13 protein-coding genes are annotated in these 16,674 nt (G+C 55.5%); 4 read left to right on the plus strand and 9 right to left on the minus strand.

The genetic code is table 11. The features are described from left to right. Nucleotides 1–109 precede the first annotated feature (109 nt). Together seqA and pgm are read left to right on the plus strand one after the other, a co-directional pair. Nucleotides 110–658, plus strand: a complete 549-nt coding sequence (gene seqA, locus JTA15_RS02075; RefSeq protein WP_151712020.1) for a replication initiation negative regulator SeqA — start codon at nucleotides 110–112, stop codon at nucleotides 656–658. 24 nt (nucleotides 659–682) lie between these two features. Further along, the gene (gene pgm, locus JTA15_RS02080) at nucleotides 683–2,323 is read left to right on the plus strand and encodes a phosphoglucomutase (alpha-D-glucose-1,6-bisphosphate-dependent) (protein WP_041162495.1); all 1,641 of its coding nucleotides are present in this window, start codon (nucleotides 683–685) and stop codon (nucleotides 2,321–2,323) included. Between the two features lie 70 nt (nucleotides 2,324–2,393). On the opposite strand, the gene potE is transcribed toward pgm, so the two are convergent. The 9 genes from potE to kdpF all read right to left on the minus strand — a co-directional run bounded on the left by potE (nucleotide 2,394) and on the right by kdpF (nucleotide 14,327). After that, nucleotides 2,394–3,707: a putrescine-ornithine antiporter gene (potE, locus tag JTA15_RS02085; RefSeq protein ID WP_014169152.1), complete on the minus strand. Its 1,314-nt coding sequence runs from the start codon at nucleotides 3,705–3,707 to the stop codon at nucleotides 2,394–2,396. Beyond that, nucleotides 3,704–5,902, minus strand: coding sequence for an ornithine decarboxylase SpeF (gene speF / locus JTA15_RS02090; protein WP_020884975.1), 2,199 nt, complete (start codon nucleotides 5,900–5,902; stop codon nucleotides 3,704–3,706). The genes potE and speF overlap by 4 nt, the downstream gene beginning before the upstream one ends. A 256-nt stretch (nucleotides 5,903–6,158) precedes the next feature. Continuing rightward, nucleotides 6,159–6,263 carry a leader peptide SpeFL gene (gene speFL, locus JTA15_RS02095; protein WP_106503839.1) on the minus strand — a complete coding sequence of 35 codons (105 nt, stop codon included), beginning with the start codon at nucleotides 6,261–6,263 and terminating at the stop codon, nucleotides 6,159–6,161. A gap of 278 nt (nucleotides 6,264–6,541) precedes the next feature. Further along, nucleotides 6,542–7,219, minus strand: a complete 678-nt coding sequence (gene kdpE, locus JTA15_RS02100; protein ID WP_014169154.1) for a two-component system response regulator KdpE — start codon at nucleotides 7,217–7,219, stop codon at nucleotides 6,542–6,544. After that, on the minus strand, nucleotides 7,216–9,903 hold the full coding sequence (kdpD, locus tag JTA15_RS02105; protein WP_181239679.1) for a two-component system sensor histidine kinase KdpD: 2,688 nt from the start codon (nucleotides 9,901–9,903) through the stop codon (nucleotides 7,216–7,218). Before kdpD ends, kdpE begins: the two co-directional genes overlap by 4 nt. After that, nucleotides 9,904–10,479, minus strand: a complete 576-nt coding sequence (kdpC, locus tag JTA15_RS02110) for a potassium-transporting ATPase subunit KdpC (protein WP_047743909.1) — start codon at nucleotides 10,477–10,479, stop codon at nucleotides 9,904–9,906. A 12-nt stretch (nucleotides 10,480–10,491) separates the two neighbouring features. Further along, nucleotides 10,492–12,540: a potassium-transporting ATPase subunit KdpB gene (gene kdpB, locus JTA15_RS02115; protein WP_014169157.1), complete on the minus strand. Its 2,049-nt coding sequence runs from the start codon at nucleotides 12,538–12,540 to the stop codon at nucleotides 10,492–10,494. Nucleotides 12,541–12,558: 18 nt separating this feature from the next. Next, nucleotides 12,559–14,238, minus strand: a complete 1,680-nt coding sequence (gene kdpA / locus JTA15_RS02120; protein ID WP_014169158.1) for a potassium-transporting ATPase subunit KdpA — start codon at nucleotides 14,236–14,238, stop codon at nucleotides 12,559–12,561. Further along, nucleotides 14,238–14,327, minus strand: coding sequence for a K(+)-transporting ATPase subunit F (kdpF, locus tag JTA15_RS02125; protein WP_015386886.1), 90 nt, complete (start codon nucleotides 14,325–14,327; stop codon nucleotides 14,238–14,240). The genes kdpA and kdpF overlap by 1 nt, the downstream gene beginning before the upstream one ends. Before the next feature lie 307 nt (nucleotides 14,328–14,634). Between kdpF and JTA15_RS02130 the strand changes: the two genes are divergently transcribed. Then, nucleotides 14,635–14,841: a YbfA family protein gene (locus tag JTA15_RS02130; protein ID WP_014883027.1), complete on the plus strand. Its 207-nt coding sequence runs from the start codon at nucleotides 14,635–14,637 to the stop codon at nucleotides 14,839–14,841. A gap of 413 nt (nucleotides 14,842–15,254) precedes the next feature. After that, nucleotides 15,255–16,667, plus strand: coding sequence for a deoxyribodipyrimidine photo-lyase (gene phrB, locus JTA15_RS02135; protein WP_181239677.1), 1,413 nt, complete (start codon nucleotides 15,255–15,257; stop codon nucleotides 16,665–16,667). Nucleotides 16,668–16,674: the final 7 nt, after the last annotated feature.

Consider the following 16,674-nt stretch of genomic DNA (forward strand, 5'->3'; position numbering starts at 1 on the left):
AGTTTAATCTGACTTTTGCCGCCAACCTGGTTTGACGCTATCCGCTGTTGGAATTTAACTTTATAATCCCAACGACTTGTATTCAGATAAGATATCGCACTGGATTAAGATGAAAACAATCGAAGTTGATGACGAACTCTATCAGTATATTGCCAGCCAGACGCGGCATATCGGGGAGAGCGCGTCCGACATTTTACGGCGCATGCTTAAAATTTCCGCCGCCTCACAGCCTGCTACCCCAGTCACTAAAGATGTCGTGTCTCAACAAAACGTTGTTGCACAAGCAAAACCTGCCGTCGCGCAAGTGAAAGACAAAGTACGTGCGATGCGCGAGTTGCTGCTCTCTGATGAGTACGCCGAGCAGAAAAAAGCGGTTAACCGCTTCATGCTGGTGCTGTCTACACTCTATTCACTGGATAACAAAGCGTTTGCTGAAGCGACTGAGTCGCTGCACGGTCGTACCCGCGTCTATTTCGCGGGCGACGAGCAAACGCTGCTGCAAAATGGCAACCAAACCAAACCTAAACATGTCCCAGGCACGCCGTACTGGGTCATCACCAATACCAATACGGGCCGCAAGTGCAGCATGGTTGAACACATCATGCAGTCCATGCAGTTCCCTTCGGAATTGATTGAAAAGGTTTGCGGTACAATTTAACCCTTGCATCAGAAGGACCCGGTAATGGCAAATCACAGCCGTGCAGGCCAACCTGCACAACAAAGCGATTTGATTAACGTCGCTCAGCTGACCGCGCAGTATTACGTGCTGAAACCGGTCGTGGGCAACGCAGAACACGCAGTGAAGTTTGGTACATCTGGCCACCGCGGTAGCGCGGCGCGCCATAGCTTTAACGAACCGCACATTCTGGCTATTGCTCAGGCCATCGCGGAAGAGCGCGCTAAAAACGGCGTTACCGGTCCGTGCTATGTGGGAAAAGATACCCATGCTCTGTCTGAACCGGCGTTCATTTCCGTGCTGGAAGTGCTGACGGCGAATGGCGTTGACGTCATTGTTCAGGAAAATAACGGCTTCACGCCGACCCCTGCGGTCTCTAACGCGATCCTTGTCCACAACAAAAAAGGCGGCGCGCTGGCTGACGGGATTGTGATCACCCCATCACACAACCCGCCGGAAGACGGTGGGATCAAATACAACCCGCCTAACGGTGGACCGGCAGACACGAACGTCACGAAAGTGGTTGAAGATCGTGCCAATGCGCTGCTGGCGGATGGCCTGAATGGGGTGAAACGCCTCTCTCTGGATGCAGCCATGGCGTCCGGCCATGTGAAAGAGCAGGATCTGGTGCAGCCATTTGTGGAAGGTCTGGCGGATATTGTCGATATGGCGGCCATCCAGAAAGCCGGTCTGAAGCTGGGCGTTGACCCTCTCGGCGGCTCCGGTATCGAATACTGGAAACGCATCGCAGAGCATTACAAGCTGAACCTGACCATCGTTAACGATCACGTTGATCAGACCTTCCGCTTTATGCACCTGGATAAAGACGGCGCAATCCGTATGGACTGCTCTTCCGAGTGTGCGATGGCGGGCCTGCTGGCGCTGCGTGATAAATTTGACCTGGCGTTTGCCAACGACCCGGATTATGACCGCCACGGTATTGTCACCCCGGCAGGGCTGATGAACCCGAACCATTATCTTGCGGTTGCCATCAACTACCTGTTCCAGCATCGTCCGCAGTGGGGCAAAGAGGTGGCTGTAGGTAAAACGCTGGTCTCCTCGGCGATGATTGACCGCGTGGTTGAGGCGCTGGGCCGTAAGCTGGTGGAAGTACCGGTAGGCTTCAAATGGTTTGTTGACGGTCTGCACGACGGCAGCTTCGGTTTTGGCGGTGAAGAGAGCGCGGGCGCATCCTTCCTGCGTTTCGACGGCACGCCATGGTCTACCGATAAAGACGGGATCATCATGTGCCTGCTGGCGGCGGAAATCACCGCTGTCACCGGTAAAAATCCGCAGGAACACTATAACGAGCTGGCGGCACGCTTTGGCGCGCCAAGCTATAACCGTATTCAGGCTGGCGCGACCTCTGCGCAGAAAGCGGCGCTGTCTAAACTCTCTCCGGAGATGGTCAGTGCCAGCACGCTGGCCGGTGACCCTATCACGGCCCGTCTGACGGCGGCCCCGGGTAACGGTGCCTCTATCGGTGGTCTGAAAGTGATGACCGAAAACGGCTGGTTTGCCGCGCGTCCATCCGGTACGGAAGATGCATACAAAATCTATTGTGAGAGCTTCCTCGGCGACGAACACCGTAAGCTGATTGAGAAAGAAGCGGTAGAGATTGTCAGCGAAGTGCTGAAAAACGCGTAAATCGCGGTGGGCTGATGCCCTCACGATGCAGTCAAAACGGCAACCCCAGGGTTGCCGTTTTGCTTTTGCATTAACTGTGTTTATTTTTCAATTCAAACCGTGGTGATACCAGACCGTACAGCGTCCAGCCCATAAAGGTCACCATCGCACCATACAGCATGGCTTCCTGGCCGGAAGAGTAGAGCGCATAGAAGCTGTAAATTGCCCCAATCAGTGCCACAATATTCGCCACCCTCGCTTTGCCTGCGTCCACCTTCGCCACCTTCTGAATGATGACCAGCGCCGCCATCGACAGAATATATGGAATGATATTGGTCACTACTGCCAGGTTGACCAGCACGTTGAACTGGCTGTTCAGCGACGGGCTGATGGTCATTAAAGATAACCCACTCTGGAAGATAACAATCGCCAGCATGCCCTGAACCGGTGCCTCTGCTTTGCTGACCCGGGAGAAGATTTTCGGGAAATACCCTTCGTCAGCGGATGATTTAAAGACCTGAGCAATGGTGAACTGCCAGCCGAGGAGCGAGCCGCAGCAGGACATCACCATCAGCCCCATGATCACTTTTCCGACACCCGGCGTAAACATCTGCGCAAAGGCCAGACCGAACGGTGCCGTGGAACTGGCAAGATCCATGTTCGGTACAATCCCTGCAATCACGTTGGTTGAGACAATGTAAATGGCCGCAGCGCCCAGCGTACCGCCAAGCACGGCAATCGGTACGTTCTTCTCCGGGTTTTCCACCACTTCGGCGTTAGCACACGCAGATTCCAGCCCCAGGAAGGCCCACAGCGTCATGGCGATGGAAGAGCCCACTGCGGTGAAGAACGGAACATGGTGTGGGTTCCAGGAGTTGACGTACAGCGTGGGGCTAAACCAGAACCAGCCGATGATGCACAGCCCAACCACCGGGATAATGACCCCCCAGACGGTAATACTGCTGATCTGTCCGGTAATGCGCGCGCCGCCAAAGTTAGCCACGGTGCAGATCCACAGCACGCCGATGGTCGCCAGCCCGATTTGCACCGGGGTCAGCGCCACACCGAATAGCTCCGTACCGTAACCCACGGCGGAAATGGCAATCGCCACGTTAGCGATCAGCAAAGAGACGCCGTAGGTGTAGTTGGCCATGAAGTTACCGGATTTGCCAAAGGCATATTCGGCGTAGCCGCCCATCCCGCCGGGCTTGCGGCTGAACATACCGCACTTGGCGAATGCCCAGGCCAGTGCCATTGACCCCACGGCGGTCACCATCCAGGAGATAATCGAAATGGTTCCTACTTCCGCAAGCTTGGTGGGCAGCATGATGATCCCGGACCCCATCATGTTTACCATGGTGAGAATGGTCAGCTGCACCACGCCCATTTTATTGGACTTGCTCATAATTTTTCTCCTTTCAGCAGCGATGGCTGAGCGGCAGCGTGTTTGATGACGTTACAACGAACCTGTTTACGACCGTCACACTCCTCAACGTAAACGCCCTGCAGTTCCGGCGCGAAGCCCGGTAAAAGGTTGATACCCTCTTCCAGCGCAGCAAAGTAGCGCAGCACGGAACCGCCCCAGACTTCACCCGGCACAACGCACAACACCCCCGGTGGATAAGGAAGGGCACCTTCGGCGGCAATGCGACCTTCCGCATCGCGCAGCGAGACCAGCTCGACCTCACCCCGCAGGTAGGCATAGTTCGCCTCTTGCGGGTTCATCATGACGCGCGGGAAGTGAGACTTGCGGAACATCTCTTTTTGCAGCTGCTTCACGTTGTGGCGGGCGTACAGCTCATGCATTTCCTGGCAAATCTGGCGCAGGGTGTAATCTGCATAGCGCTCCGGATACTGTTTACAGACAGAAGGCAGTACCTCTTTGAGAGGGGCATCCGTCTCGAGCAGTTTTTCGAAGCGTACCAGTTGCGCGACCAGTTGCTGCAGTTTGCCCATATCCTCGGCAGGCGTGAGCAGGAACAGGATGGAGTTGAGATCGCATTTTTCCGGCACGATGCCGTTTTCACGCAGGAAGTTGGCGAGAATAGTGGCGGGGACGCCGAAATCCTCGTACTCACCGGTCCTGGCGTTAATACCCGGCGTGGTCAGCAGCAGTTTGCACGGGTCGATAAAATACTGATGTTCGGCATAGCCTTCGAAGGCGTGCCAGTGTTCACCGGGCACGAAGTGGAAGAAGCGCAGGTCCGTGGCAATCTCAGCGGTGTCCCAGCTTTCCCACGGACGGCCATCAACCAGTTCCGGCACGAACGGGCGAAGATACTGGCAGTTCTGCAGGATCAGCTTACGGGCTTCGATACCGGTCACCACGCAGTCCATCCACATGTTGCGACCGCTCTGTCCCTCATGCATGCGGGCGTTGATGTCCAGTGCAGCAAACAGCGGATAGAACGGGCTGGTGGACGCGTGCATCATGAAGGCATTATTCAGCCGCTTATGCGGAACATAGCGCTGCTGGCCTTTGATGTGGCTGTCCTTCTTGTGGATTTGCGAGGTCTGCGAGAAACCGGCCTGCTGTTTATGGACTGACTGGGTAACCAGAATCCCCGGATCGTTTTCATTCAGTTCCAGCAGCAGCGGAGAGCAATCGGCCATCATCGGAATAAACTGCTCGTAACCCACCCAGGCAGAGTCAAACAGGATGTAGTCGCACAGATGGCCGATGTTATCCACGACCTGGCGAGCGTTATAGATGGTGCCATCGTAGGTACCCAGCTGGATCACCGCCAGGCGGAACGGACGCGCGTCGCGGGCACGGCCCGGCGCCACTTCGGACACCAGCTCACGCAGATAATTCTCCTCGAAGCAGTGGGCGTCGATGCCGCCAATAAAGCCGTACGGGTTACGTGCGGTTTCCAGATAGACCGGCGTTGCGCCCGCCTGAAGAAGTGCTCCGTGATGGTTGGATTTATGGTTGTTGCGATCGAACAGGACCAGGTCGCCCGGAGTGAGAAGGGCGTTGAGCACCACTTTGTTGGACGATGAGGTTCCGTTCAGCACGAAGTAGGTTTTATCGGCATTAAAGACTTTCGCCGCATGCTGCTGCGCAATGCAGGGTGCCCCTTCGTGGATCAACAGATCGCCCATCGCCACGTCGGCGTTGCACAGGTCTGAGCGGAAAAGGGTTTCGCCAAAGAAATCAACAAACTGATTGCCGGCAGGGTGACGGCGGAAGAATTGCCCGCCCTGGTGACCCGGACAGTCGAAGGCGCTGTTACCCTGTTTGACATAGTCGACCAGAGCCCGGAAAAACGGCGGACGCAGTTGGGTTTCATACTTTTGTGCGGCCGCTTCCAGTTGGCGTCCGTGGAAGTCGTTGCTGGTGTCTGATGCTTCGAATACGCCGTGGATCCGCGATAAATACTCTGCCGGGATAATTTCTTCTTTATGCGTCGCGACAAAAACAGGAATGCCAAATCCGGTTGCTTCTATTTCTTCTATACGACCAGTGAAAATATCGCTGACGGCCAGAACAATGGCGGCAACATCAATATAATCCGTGGCGTTGATATCCACCAGTTCACGGTGAGTGGTAAAGCAATCAGGGCAGGCGCGGCTGGCTGCAATTTTTAAACTTTTCATCTTTCTCTCTTTATTTTAGGTAATAACAGTCCCTCGATTTCTTGCAGAAAAGAAATCGATAATATGCCGGAAAACAGCAAAAGGAGGCCGCTGATTAAAAAAATCAGTAATGCGTTTTTTGCTGAATAGAATTCAGTCCGCCCGGTCGCGGATGAGCCTGAATTAAGATGAATGAGCGCACGGGTTCACAGGCAAAGGCCTGTAAAATAGGGTGTTTCAGGATAACCTGTAAGCGGGTGCGCCAGAAGTCGAAGGACTACCGGGCATTAAAGATATGAAAGTCAAAACAGTTTCGGTGGGCAAACATCATGATATGAGTTGTCCGCCTTATATGGGGCATTAAACGATTATTGTTTTCCATGTTTCATTTCCTTTCAGTAATTGAAAGCATGGACATTTTATCCTGGAAAAAGCGATTAACTGTGAAACAGATCACCGTTAACCGATCAAATCAGAAATAAATATTCGCTTTTGATGAATATCGCAGATCAAAATGCTGATATGTTGATGTTGCGTTAACGGATTGTGTTATGAATGTGCTGAATGGACATAAATACACCAAAAAATAACCCGGAGATTATTTTTGCGCGTATTTTATGGGAGGGTAGGTATTTATTTAAAAATAAACTGAATAGTTATTCAAAGCATGAACCGATAACCGATACCGGTTTCAGTTAATAAATGACGAGGACGCGCGGGGTCAACTTCCAGTTTTTGTCGAAGGTGTCCCATATATATGCGTAAATAGTGACTATGTTCCACGGCGTTTGGCCCCCACACCTGACTCAACAGCTGGCGCTGGGTGAGTACCTTACCGTGATTATTGAGCAAAACGGCGAGTAGCCGAAACTCGATGGGGGTGAGATGGATTTCCTCTTCACCGCGAACAATGCGCCGTGCTGCCAGATCAACCCGAATATCACCAAACGTGTATGTTGGGTCGGCAGGGGTGGTGGCACTGTGACGACGCAGTGCGACACGAAGGCGAGCCTGCAGTTCGCCAATACCAAAAGGTTTAATCAGATAGTCATCCGCTCCGGCATCCAGCGCCGCGATTTTATCCGACTCTTCGGTACGGGCTGACAGCACCAGAATGGGCATCTGACTCCACTGTCGAACCTCACGAATAAAATCGATGCCGTCGCCATCCGGCAGGCCGAGATCGAGGATCACCAGATCAGGTTTGCGCGTGGCCGCTTCAATCAGACCCCGCTGGAGCGTGCCGGCGTCATGAACGCGCAGGCCATCGCCTTCCAGCGCAGCACGCAGAAACCGGCTAATGGCGATCTCATCTTCAACAATCAGAACGTTGATCACAAATCCTCTGGTAATTCATTAAGTTCTGGCGGGGCTTCCAGAGGAAGTTTAACACAAAAACGTGCGCCGCCTTCCGGGCGATTCTCCGCCGAAATGGTACCGCCATGAACGTCAATAATCGCCTGGCAAATCGCCAGCCCCAGACCCACGCCGGGAATGGCCGACTCTTTATTACCGCGGGCAAATTTCTCGAAAATAGCGAACTCCTGTCCGGCAGGGATACCCGGCCCGGTATCCCAGACGTCAAGCCGTAGCGTGTGATCTTCCACTGTGGCATCCACCCCAATCCGGGCGTTTGCTCCTGCGTATTTGCCGGCATTTTCCAGCAGATTGATCAGCACGCGTTCAAACAGCGGGCCATCAACGTGAATTAACGTCAGCGGTTCGGGCATGTTCAGCGCAATATGGCGCCCACCGAGGCCTGGCTCCAGCATTTTCAGGGCGCTACCCACCACCTCTTCGAGCGTGAGCCACTCTTTTTTGAGGTTAAATCCGCCCGACTGAATACGCGCCATATCAAGCAGATTATTTACCAGGCGTGTGGTGTTCAGCACATGCTGGCGGATCTCGCTGGCCTGCAACGCATGTTTCGAGCCTTCCGCTGCCAAATCCAGCGTCAAAATTTCTGACTGGCCAAACAGCACGGTGAGTGGGGTGCGAAGGTCGTGGGAGAGGGCGGCCAGCAATGAGTTACGAATGCTCTCGCGCTCGCTTGCCAGACGGGCCTGTTCTTCGCTGGCGGTAAGCGCCAGCCGTTCCAGCGCGCTTGCCACCAGCAGGGTAAATGTTTCCAGCAATCGCTGCTGTTCGGGGATCATCAGCTGGCGCAGATTCGAAGGTTCAACGATCACCAGCCCCTGATTTTTATCGGCACTGCGCAGCGGCAGAATTTGATACGGTACGCCGGGCAGGGTGTCCGTTCCTGCACCCGCAGGGAGTCCTTTATCAAAGCTCCAGCGCGCAATGGCTTCATCCCAGGGCGTCATACCTGAGGCCGAGGTCAGCGGGCGCAGTTTCCCGTGTTCGTCCGGAAGTAAAATCAGGTTGCTGGCGTGAAAGGTCGAGCGGATAAACTGCTCGCTGGTCTGCACAATATCCAGCGGTGTACGGCCAACCGCCAGCGATTTAGACATCTCATAGAGATGCCGTGTGCGCTGTTCGCGGTAGCGGGCGATACGGGCCTGATAGCGTACGCCCGCCGTCAGATTACCGATCACCAGCCCAACGGTAAGCATCACGGCAAAGGTGAGAATGTACTGCACATCCGAAACGGCGAGCGTTCCGCGGGGCGCGATAAAGAACAGATCGAAGCTGATGACGTTGATGAACGTTGCCAGTACCGAGGGCCAGCGCCCGTAAAAGAGCGCCACCACGACCACGCCGAGCAGGTAGATCATCACCAGATTGGCCGCATCGAAGGCAATCAGCCAGTGGCTGGCAATCGCGGTGATCAGCGCGCAGAGCACGACGGCAACAAGACAGCCGCGGATCTGAATTCGCCATTTATCATTAAAAGTGCGGCTGTCCGGTGCGCGGTTGGGTAAAGGGGTGGGTTTGTCATCCAGTGCGACAATCACCAGATCGAGGTCGGGAGCACGCCGGGCCAGTTTGTCAGCAAAGGATTCGCGGCTAAACCAGCGACGATGCTGACGACGGCCAATGACAATTTTCCCGAGGTTGTGCTCACGCGCGTAGCGCAGAATGGCTTTATCTTCCTGGGGATCGGAGAGAGTGGCGGTTTCTGCGCCCAGCTCCTGTGCCAGACGCAGCGAACTTAAGATCGCGCGGCGCTGGTTTTCAGGCAGCGCGTGAAGCTGCGGCGTCTCGACATAGACCGCATGCCAGACGCTGCCAAACTTGGCCGCCAGGCGCGCTGCGGTGCGGACGAGCTTTTCATTGCCGCTGCCGTGACCCACACACAGCAGAATGGCATCCCGCGTATGCCAGACGCGCTCCTGCCCTTGCAGGTCACGCCAGGCGCGCATCTGATCGTCTACGCGATCCGCCGTGCGACGCAGGGCCAGCTCGCGCAGGGCTATCAGGTTGCCTTTGCGAAAGAAATGTTCGATGGCGCGTTCGGCCTGACCTGCAATATAGACTTTTCCTTCATGCAGTCGCTGGCGCAGATCGTCTGGAGGCAGATCGACCAGCACCACTTCGTCCGCAGAGTCGAAAAAGGGATCGGGTACGGTTTCGCGAACCTGAATCCCGGTCACGCCGCTGACCACGTCGTTCAGGCTTTCGAGATGCTGAACATTTACCGTGGTGAAAACATCAATGCCTGCTTCAAGCAGTTCTTCAACGTCCTGCCAGCGTTTGGGGTGGCGCGAGCCTGAAGCATTACTGTGTGCCAGTTCGTCCATCAGGATAAGCGCGGGCCTGCGGGCGAGGGCGGCGTCGAGATCGAACTCCGTGACCAGACGCCCACGATGGCTGATACGGCGAGGCGGCTGTGTCGCCAGCCCCTTCAACAGTGCTGCCGTCTCTTTCCGGCCGTGGGTTTCCACCACGCCGATAAGAATATCGAGCCCCTGCGCCCGAAGCCGCTGGGCTTCTGTCAGCATGGCGAAGGTTTTCCCGACGCCAGCACAGGCGCCGAAGAAGATTTTCAGTTTGCCGCGATGGGCTTCAGCCGTCTGTTCAAGCAGCCTGTCCGGATCCGGGCGCATGGGCTCGTCGGTCATTTAGTTTTTCCTTAGCGCGTCCAGCGCCAGATTCAGCTCAACAATATTCACCACGGGCATGCCGATGAAGCTGACCAGCGGTTTTTGCGTATGCTCTGCGACCAGCTTGCTCACCTGTTCCACCGTCAGCTGACGGGCCGCCGCGACGCGGGGGATCTGCCATGCCACCGCCTTCGGCGTCAGGCTGTAGTCCAGCCCGCTCGCAGAGGTCGTCACCAGCTCCACAGGCACCTCCCGGCTGGCCTGTGGATTTGCGGCGCGCAGGGCGGCTACACGTTCGGCAATGGCTTTATCCAGCTCCGGGTTGCTGCCGGCCAGGTTACTGCCACCGGATGCCATCGGATTATACGGGCTTTCGGCAGTGGCGGAAGGGCGTCCCTGGAAGTAACGGGCGTCGGTAAAATTCTGTCCAATCAGACGCGAACCGCGGTTTTCACCGTTTTGCATGATCAGCGAGCCGTTGGCCTGATCCTTAAACCACCACTGGCCCAGCGCGGTGGTCACCAGCGGGTAAAGCCCGCCGGTAATAAGCGACAACAGAATAAACAGAAGTATAGCGGGACGTAACATCGTCATTTGATTCACCTTTTAAACCAGCCCAAACAGCGTCAACAGCAGGTCGATAACCTTGATACCGATGAAGGGGACAATCAGCCCACCCAGCCCGTAAATCCACAGGTTGCGGCGCAGCATGGCGGCCGCGGTCAGCGGTTTATAGCTCACCCCTTTGAGCGCCAGCGGGATCAGGAAGACAATAATCAGGGCGTTAAAAATAACCGCACTGAGAATGGCTGATGCTGGCGAGTGCAGATGCATCACGTTCAGCGCATTAAGCTGCGGATAGGTGGCTGCAAACGCCGCGGGAATGATGGCAAAGTATTTTGCGACGTCGTTGGCGATACTGAACGTTGTCAGTGAACCGCGCGTCATCAGCATCTGCTTACCGATGTGCACAACTTCAATCAGCTTGGTCGGGTTCGAGTCGAGGTCGACCATGTTGCCCGCCTCTTTCGCCGCCTGGGTACCGGAGTTCATGGCCACCGCCACGTCGGCCTGCGCAAGGGCTGGGGCATCGTTGGTGCCATCACCCGTCATCGCCACCAGGCGACCTTCCGCCTGATACTGACGAATTAACGCCAGCTTGGCTTCAGGCGTTGCCTCCGAGAGAAAATCATCCACGCCCGCTTCGGCAGCAATCGCGGCGGCGGTCAGACGGTTGTCCCCGGTGATCATCACCGTTTTGATCCCCATTTTCCGCAGCTGGGCAAAGCGCTCTTTGATCCCGCCTTTTACGATATCCTTCAGCGAAATCACCCCCAGCACATGTGCCCCTTCAGCCACCACCAGCGGCGTCGCGCCCTGACGTGCCACGCTCTCGACCAGGTTGTCCACTTCTGGTGGGAAATGACCATTGTTGGCTTCAATGTGGCGACGAATTGCGTCGACGGAGCCTTTACGGATCATGCGGTCCTGAATGTTGATGCCGCTCATTCGGGTTTGTGCCGTGAAGGGAACGAAAGTCGCATGGAGACTCTGAACGTCGCGCTGGCGCAGGTTAAAGCGCTGCTTGGCGAGGATCACGATACTGCGGCCTTCCGGCGTTTCATCGGCGAGGGAAGAGAGTTGCGCCGCATCCGCCAGCGTTTTTTCATCCACGCCGGGGGCAGGTAAGAACTCTGACGCCTGGCGGTTACCGAGGGTAATTGTCCCGGTTTTATCCAGCAGCAGAACGTCCACATCCCCTGCGGCCTCGACCGCACGTCCGCTGGTCGCGATGACGTTCGCGCCCAGCATTCGGCTCATACCGGCCACGCCGATGGCCGACAGCAGCCCCCCGATGGTGGTCGGGATCAGGCAGACCAGCAGCGCCACCAGGACGGTGGTGGTGACCGCGGTACCGCCGTAAGCGGAGAATGGCCATAACGTGGCGGTTGCCAGCAGAAAGACAATCGTCAGCGCCACCAGCAGGATGGTCAGGGCAATTTCGTTTGGTGTTTTACGACGCTGCGCGCCTTCCACCATGGCAATCATACGGTCAAGGAAGGTTTCACCCGGGTTGACGCTACACTGGATCACCAGCCAGTCGGAGAGAATGCGTGTCCCGCCCGTCACGGAGGCGAAATCACCCCCGGATTCACGTATGACGGGAGCGGATTCCCCGGTGATGGCACTTTCATCTACCGACGCGCCGCCTTCGATGACTTCACCGTCGCAGGGGATAATGTCCCCGGCTTCGACCAGCACCACGTCACCTTTACGCAGTTCATCTGCCGGGACATGGTCCATCTGGGCACCGTATTTCGGTTCGCGTAATTTGCGCGCAAAAGCGGTCTTTTTCACCCCTTTGAGGCTATTGGCCTGCGCTTTGCTGCGGCCTTCCGCCAGCGCTTCCGCAAAGTTGGCAAACAGTACGGTGAACCACAGCCACAGGCTGATAGCGCCGGTGAACATCGCATTCCCCTGCAGATGACCCGTTCCCATGGCAATCGCCAGCGCGGTGGTGAGTAAACTCCCTATCCAGACGATAAACATCACCGGGTTGTGCCACTGCACGCGCGGGCTCAACTTTTTCACCGCATCCATGAGGGCCTGTCGAACTAACGACGGTTCGAACAGGGCCATTTGTTTACGACTCATGACAAATTCTCCGCAAAATCAGCGTAAAGAGAGGTATTCCGCGACCGGGCCTAACGCGAGGGCGGGGATAAAGGTCAGGGCGCCGACCAGCAGCACGGTACCGGTCAGCAGTCCGATAAACAGCGCGCCGTGGGTCGGCAACGTCCCGCTGGTGGTCGGTTGAATTTTTTTGCTCACCAGCGACCCGGCAATCGCCAGCACCGGCACAATGACCCCGAAACGACCCACGAACATGCAGAACGCCAGCAGACAGTTCCAGAACGGTGAGTTAGCGCTTAAGCCTGCGAAGGCACTACCGTTATTGTTAGAAGCAGAAGAGACGGCATAAAGCACTTCGCTAAAGCCGTGGATGCCAGGGTTGAAGATGCCGCTGCGTCCGGCCTCCGTCATCAGTGCCAGTGCGGTACCAGCCAGCACGAGGGCGGGGGTGACCAGAATCGCCAGCGCGGTTAACTTCATCTCACGGACATCGATTTTTTTGCCCAGATATTCCGGGGTGCGACCAATCATCAGACCCGCAATGAACACCGCCAGCAGAACAAACAGCAGCATGCCGTAAAGACCCGAGCCTACGCCGCCGAATACCACTTCACCGATCTGCATCAGCCACATCGGGATCATGCCGCCCAGTGCCGTGAAGGAGTCGTGCATAGCATTGACCGCCCCGCAGGATGCCGCCGTCGTGACCACGGCATAAAGGCTGCTGGCGAGAATGCCAAAGCGGCTCTCTTTCCCTTCCATATTCATGGTGCCGTCAGCGCCCAGCGTCAGGAAATGCGGGTTACCTTGCCATTCGGCCCACATCACCAGCGCAACACAGACGACAAAGATGAGCGACATGGTCCAGAGCAGGGTGCGACCCTGACGACGATCGTTCACTACATCGCCAAAAGCAAAGCACAGCGCTGCGGGGATCAGGAAGATCGCCAGCATTTGCACAGCGTTGGTCAGTGCCGTTGGGTTTTCAAACGGATGCGATGAGTTGGCATTGAAGAAACCGCCACCATTCGTACCGAGCATCTTAATGGCTTCCTGTGAGGCCACAGGCCCCATCGGCAGAAGCTGTTTTGCCCCTTCAAGCGAGGTATAAGGGGCGTAAGGCAGCAGGTTTTGCAGCGTACCTTGCTGAATAAAGAACAGCGCGATGAGCAGAGCAATTGGAAGTAAGACCCACAGAGTAATGCGCGTGAGATCAACCCAGGCATTGCCCAGCGTACCCATATTCTGACGTGCAAACGCACGCGTCAGCGCGAAGACAACCGCGATGCCGCTGGCTGCTGAGAGGAAATTTTGTACGGTTAATCCCACCATCTGGCTGAAGTAGCTCAGCGTGGTTTCGCCGGCGTAGGATTGCCAGTTGGTATTGGTGACAAAGCTGACGGCCGTATTCAGCGCAAGATGCCAGGACAGGCCCGGTAACTGTTGCGGGTTCAGCGGCAGGCTACCCTGCAACATCAGCATAACAAAGAGCGCGACCAGCCCAACAATATTCAGCAACAGAATAGCGACCAGATACTGACGCCAGTTCATCTCCTGATCGCGTATTCCCAGTACGCGCCAGATCCCTTTTTCGATACTTCCCGTACCCGGTAAGGACACGTTGTTGATCAGCCGCGCGAGCCCCGTTCCCAGCGGTCTGGCAAGCACCAATAAGACCAGTAAAAAGCTGGCTATAAGTAAAAACGCCTGAGCAGCCATCAGAAGGCCTCCGCATTAATCAGGGCGTAGACCAGATAACCCAATAACAGGAACACCAGCACGATGCCGGTAATCAGACCTGCACTCACAATCCACCTCCGAGTGACATTTGTATTTGTGTTAACGGTAGGATTTATGGCGCAAAGATTTCGCAAAAATCCGCAGGGTGGGTGTAAAAAAAGTATAAAAATGGAAAAGGCACAATTTAACTATTGGTAAGTAAATCGTTAACTTTTTTGTAACTTACTTACGGCGGAAATGTAAATATTCACTAAATGGATGAAAATAACTGGTCTGATGAGTAGTAAAATTACAAACAAAGCGGTATTATTTTAGCCAGATCACAGATTTCAAATTTTCCGGAGCATGTTTCCGGCCAACTATAGGGGAGAAAATATGGATCTTTATAAAGCGTATCCGGCTCATATCGTTTTCATGCGTCGCACTTTCGCCGTAGTGGCTGGCGTGCTGGCCCTGCCGGTGATGCTCTTCTGGAAAGACCGCGCACGTTTTTATAGCTATTTGCACCGCGTCTGGGCCAAAACCAGCGAGAAGCCGGTGTGGATGGATCAGGCCGAGAAAGCGACCTGCGATTTTTACTGATACGAAGACGACACACAGCAATAAAAAAAACCGCCTACAGCAATGTGGCGGTTTTTTTTATTCCTCAGGGTCCGCGGTCCGTTGGGCCGTTTTTGGGCTCTCGTCAGAGCGTGTGTCCACCGACTTATCATCGGTGGTGAACGGTGGAGCGGTTAGCAGCAGGGGCCGCATGATGAAACGCTCTTTTTGCATTGCGTTCATTGTCACCAGCGTACTCGTGGTAAGACGTGATGAACCGACAGTGTTTATTGCTTTTACCATGATGGCGCAGGACACGTAGCGTTAAGGCCGCCCCGGGCGGCCTTTTTTATTTCATCGCGTCTACACTTCATGGCAAAGTAGATAAAAGCCAGCCGCATTTTCTCTTTAATGGCATGGCCTTACGGACATAATGGATAATTGCCAGGAGTTTTATGCCCACCCATCTGGTTTGGTTTCGCGCGGACCTGCGCGTACATGACAATCTCGCCCTTGCGGCTGCCTGCCGCTCCCCGGAAGCCCGCGTGCTGGCGGTGTTTATCGCCACCCCCGGGCAGTGGCAGCAGCATGCTATGGCACCACGCCAGGCGGCTTACCTCAGCTCACATCTGAATGGCTTGCAGTGTTCGCTTGCCGAAAAAGGGATCCCGCTCATTTATAAAGAGGTCAGTGACTTCTCCACGCAATGCCAGGCTGTGAAGGCAATCTGTGAGCAGTACGATGTCACCCACCTTTTTTACAACTATCAGTACGAATTCAATGAACGTCAGCGGGATCGTCAGCTGGAGGAAATCCTGCAGGATGTAGAGTGTCAGGGTTTTGATGACAGCGTCATGCTGCCGCCGGGCAGTGTCATGACCGGCAACCACGAGATGTATAAAGTCTTTACGCCGTTTAAAAATGCCTTCATTAAAAGACTGAAGGAGGCACTGCCGGAATGCGTGGCTGCACCTAACGTGAGGGGAGACGCCATAACGGAGATACCCGAGCGGGAGTTTGACTATCCGCAACAGGCGTTTGATGAGACTCTGTTCCCGGCTACCGAAAAAAACGCTATCGCGAAGCTGCGCCAGTTTTGTAAAGCGGGCGCAGGCGATTACGACGCGCGCAGGGATTTTCCCGCGACAGAGGGCACCAGCCGTTTATCGGCCTGTCTGGCGCTGGGCGTGCTCTCTCCGCGCCAGTGTCTGCATCGTCTTCTGGCGGAACAACCGCAGGCACTGGACGGGGGGCCCGGCTCCGTCTGGCTTAACGAACTTATCTGGCGCGAATTTTATCGCCATTTGATGACGTATCACCCTGATTTATGTAAGCATCGTCCGTTTATACCCTGGACTGATAACGTAAAATGGCAACACAACGAGAGCCACTTACAGGCCTGGCAGAAAGGCGAAACGGGCTTCCCGATTGTTGATGCCGCGATGCGCCAGCTCAATGAAACCGGATGGATGCACAATCGGCTGCGAATGATTACCGCCAGCTTCCTGGTGAAGGATCTGCTTATCGACTGGCGTGTCGGGGAGCGGTATTTTATTTCTCAGCTGATCGATGGCGATCTGGCGGCGAATAACGGCGGCTGGCAGTGGGCGGCGTCCACTGGAACCGACGCCGCGCCCTATTTCCGTATTTTTAATCCTGCCACGCAGGGACAAAAATTTGATGCAGACGGCGAGTTTATCCGCCGCTGGTTGCCCGCGCTGAGCAATGTCCCTGCAAAAGCGATCCACGACCCGTGGGCATGGGCGGATAAACAGGGTGTGAAGCTCGATTATCCCCGTCCGATTGTTGACCATAAACAGGCGCGTGTCGCCACGCTGGCGGCGTACGAGGCCGCCCGCAAAGCTTAAGAGAGTG

The sequence above is a fragment of the Enterobacter sp. BIDMC 29 genome, assembly GCF_019378755.1.
In the GTDB taxonomy this organism is placed as follows: Bacteria; Pseudomonadota; Gammaproteobacteria; order Enterobacterales; family Enterobacteriaceae; genus Enterobacter; species Enterobacter ludwigii.

Excerpts from the sequence above, each read along its gene's own strand:
- seqA (WP_151712020.1), top strand. The coding sequence starts at position 110 with ATGAAAACAATCGAAGTTGATGACGAACTCTATCAGTATATTGCCAGC.
- pgm (WP_041162495.1), top strand. The coding sequence starts at position 683 with ATGGCAAATCACAGCCGTGCAGGCCAACCTGCACAACAAAGCGATTTG.
- potE (WP_014169152.1), bottom strand. The coding sequence starts at position 3,707 with ATGAGCAAGTCCAATAAAATGGGCGTGGTGCAGCTGACCATTCTCACC.
- speF (WP_020884975.1), bottom strand. The coding sequence starts at position 5,902 with ATGAAAAGTTTAAAAATTGCAGCCAGCCGCGCCTGCCCTGATTGCTTT.
- speFL (WP_106503839.1), bottom strand. The coding sequence starts at position 6,263 with ATGGAAAACAATAATCGTTTAATGCCCCATATAAGGCGGACAACTCAT.
- kdpD (WP_181239679.1), bottom strand. The coding sequence starts at position 9,903 with ATGACCGACGAGCCCATGCGCCCGGATCCGGACAGGCTGCTTGAACAG.
- kdpC (WP_047743909.1), bottom strand. The coding sequence starts at position 10,479 with ATGACGATGTTACGTCCCGCTATACTTCTGTTTATTCTGTTGTCGCTT.
- kdpB (WP_014169157.1), bottom strand. The coding sequence starts at position 12,540 with ATGAGTCGTAAACAAATGGCCCTGTTCGAACCGTCGTTAGTTCGACAG.
- kdpA (WP_014169158.1), bottom strand. The coding sequence starts at position 14,238 with ATGGCTGCTCAGGCGTTTTTACTTATAGCCAGCTTTTTACTGGTCTTA.
- JTA15_RS02130 (WP_014883027.1), top strand. The coding sequence starts at position 14,635 with ATGGATCTTTATAAAGCGTATCCGGCTCATATCGTTTTCATGCGTCGC.
- phrB (WP_181239677.1), top strand. The coding sequence starts at position 15,255 with ATGCCCACCCATCTGGTTTGGTTTCGCGCGGACCTGCGCGTACATGAC.